The 2,762-nt window shown below is 69.8% G+C and carries 2 protein-coding genes; both read right to left on the reverse strand.

Annotated elements, in window-relative coordinates:
- On the reverse strand, positions 1–2,036 hold a 2,036-nt coding region (locus Q0U08_RS19550; RefSeq protein WP_298093450.1), incomplete at its 3' end, for a DUF4175 family protein.
- On the reverse strand, positions 1,997–2,762 hold a 766-nt coding region (locus tag Q0U08_RS19555), incomplete at its 5' end, for a hypothetical protein (RefSeq protein WP_298093452.1). The genes Q0U08_RS19550 and Q0U08_RS19555, both read right to left, overlap by 40 nt.

The raw sequence follows: 2,762 nt of genomic DNA on the forward strand, positions 1-2,762 counted from the left end.
ATCACGCCCCACAACTGCGCCCGCAGCCGCGCCCGGCACGCGGCGCAGCCCGGCTCCACCCGCACAGCGTCGATCGCCGCCGCCAACGCCAGCGGATCCGCTATCCGCGACGCATTCGCCGCCGCCCAGCGCTGCAGTGCCGACAGATCGACCTGCTTCCCGTTCTCCAACGCACGCCACGCCGCCCCCGCCGCCGGATCGAGCGTACGTCCCGCCAGATCCGGCAACGGCCGACCCGCAATCCCCTCGCGCTTCCCCGTCAACCGCCGGCTTTCATCCACCGGCGGCAACTGCGGACCGGTGCGCGCCAGGAAGATGCGGGTCGCCTGTTGCACCTGCTTGATGAAGCGCAGCGCACGATAGGCATGGGGGAGCGCCCGCTTGGGCTCGCCCACGCGCAGCGCGGATTCGGATTGCCACATCGCGTCCAGGGCTTGTCGCAGTGTCGCGCGGGTTTCCGGGTCCAGCAGGGTCGCTGCCTCCGGCTCGTCATGCGTGTGCCCCACCTCCGCAGTGATGTCGCCCAGCGCGCCGAAGACGGAGGATGCAGCCTCCTGATGTTCGTGCCCCGCCTCTGCCTCGTGGGATGTTTCCTCGGCATCGTTGGTGGGCATCGCGGCGGTCGCTCCGCCGCCGCTCTCCTCCCCCATGAACTGCCCGTACCGCATGCGCAGCAATCGCTGATCGTCGCCGATCGCATCGGACCGGGACAGGAAGCGATCCGCCGCCAGTCGCGGGCGCGATGCGATCAACGCCTCGGCATCGATGATCACCTGCCGCTGGCTGCGGAAATAGGCGGGCAGCGCCTGGCGCGTCATCGCCTCCAGTCCGCTGTCTGCCGGGCGAGGCGGCGGGCGCCTCAGGATTACGCCCGGCCCTTGTACACGGTGCCCTTCGGCATCGCGGACCGTCAGTTGCGCGATCAGGTCGCCCGGCTCGGAAAAGCCGATCGCACCCAGATCGATACCTGCCCCGAAGCGCATTCGCCGCCGATCGCCGACACCCCGCACCGTCAGGCTGCGTTCGCGAAAGGTGACATTCTCCCCCTCGCCTTGCGCCAGGATCAGCCTCAGCGTCGCCGCCGGCACCACCCCGTAATCGTCCACCGCCTCGAACATCACCCGCCAGATGCGCTGCCCCGCCGTCGCCGTGTTCAACGTCTCCCTCGGCGTCACCATCCGCACCTCGGGCGGCCGATCCGCGATCATCTCGATCCGGTGCAACGGCGGCACCCCCCTGCCCCCTTCCGGACGCACCCGGTACAGCAACGACTGCGTCACCCGGTGCGACGCGCGCCACATTCCCTCCCGCAAACGCAAGACAATATGCGCGCCATCATGCTTCACCAGCGAGGCATTTGAAGGTTGCGGCGCAAAGCGCAACGTCCAGACCAGCCGACTGCCCTCTGGCACCCGCGCGTCCAGCGTGTCGAGCGAGCGCGTCGGCGCACCGGTGTATCCCGGCGGCTCCACCATCAACTGCTGCCCGACCAGCCGCGGCACCCCCGGCGACGCCGATAGCCCTTCATCCGCTGGCGCAAGCACCGGAGCCCTTTGGTCCGGCCAAGCCAGAACGGCCCCGGCAACCGCGATCACGATGATCGCACCGATCACCATATCGCGCGTTGGCCAGGGTTCGAGCAACGGCCGAGATGAAAGCCTCTCGACCCGCGTGGCGATCCTGCCCGCCTGCAACCATTGCAGCGGGCTCAACCCGGCTGGATCGGCGAACACCAGATCCGTCGAGTCTTCCAGTTCGGGATGCGCTCGGTCAAGCGTGGCGACAAGCCAGCTCTCGTCTAGGCGCCCCGCCTCCCGCATCGCGGTCGCCGCGATCACGCCTCCCACGAACGCTGACACACACACCGCCAGCAACACGCCGCCCGCCCACCATGCGGCCAGCGCCAGTGCCGCCGCCGGCGCCACCGTCCGCGCCACCACGACCTGCCACGCCCGACGACGCGCCGGCACAGCCAGTCTCGCGATGATCTCATGCTTCATGGCGACGACGCCCGGCGCGACCGGGTCGCCAGCCATCGTTCGGCCACCCACACCAGGACGATCGCCCAGATGAGGAAGGACGTCAGATCCCGTTGGGGTCGGTCCGGTTCCGGGCCGCCGGTCAAAGGGACGGCGTGCGAGGCAGGCGCGCGTGTGGGCGGGGGCAAGGGTTGGAGCAGGTTACGCAATTGCGTGGGGAAATCCGGTTCAAGAACGATCGGCATGGCGATCGGATCGAGGGGGCGGGTCAAGCGTACCAGCCTGCCGCGCCCGATCGATGCTTGCTGTGCGGGAATGATGCTGTCGGCATCGGCCCATGTCGTGGAAACCGCGCTGCGCGGACCGATCAACGCGGTTCCCCCGGCCGCCACATGGTCACGCACAATTTCCGGCAACGGGCCTGCCGCCATGTCAGCGATGATCGGCTGTGCGTCCGGCCCGCCACCCCACGCAGCCGTGACGGCACGCAGGACGCGCGTACCAGGTCCGCCCCCCTGCACGATCAGCCGCGGCGCGGGGATGGGTCTTGGCGGCGCGGGCACGGCTCCACCGACCATCCGCCAGGTCACTCGCCGGGAGAGTGCCGGCAGCGCACCGTCCATCCCATCCACGATCGCCGGCACCAGCACGGTCAATGGCGTGCCCTTTGGCAGTTCGGCGTCGAGCTGACGCAGCAGACTCGCCACCGGCTGGCGGAGTGGCGGGGCGGTGTCGAGCGGGGGGAACCCGGGGGCCAGCCAGACGCCGCGCGCGCCGTCGATG

Origin of the sequence: uncultured Sphingomonas sp. (genome assembly GCF_946477935.1) — a bacterium.
Taxonomy (GTDB): domain Bacteria; phylum Pseudomonadota; class Alphaproteobacteria; order Sphingomonadales; family Sphingomonadaceae; genus Sphingomonas.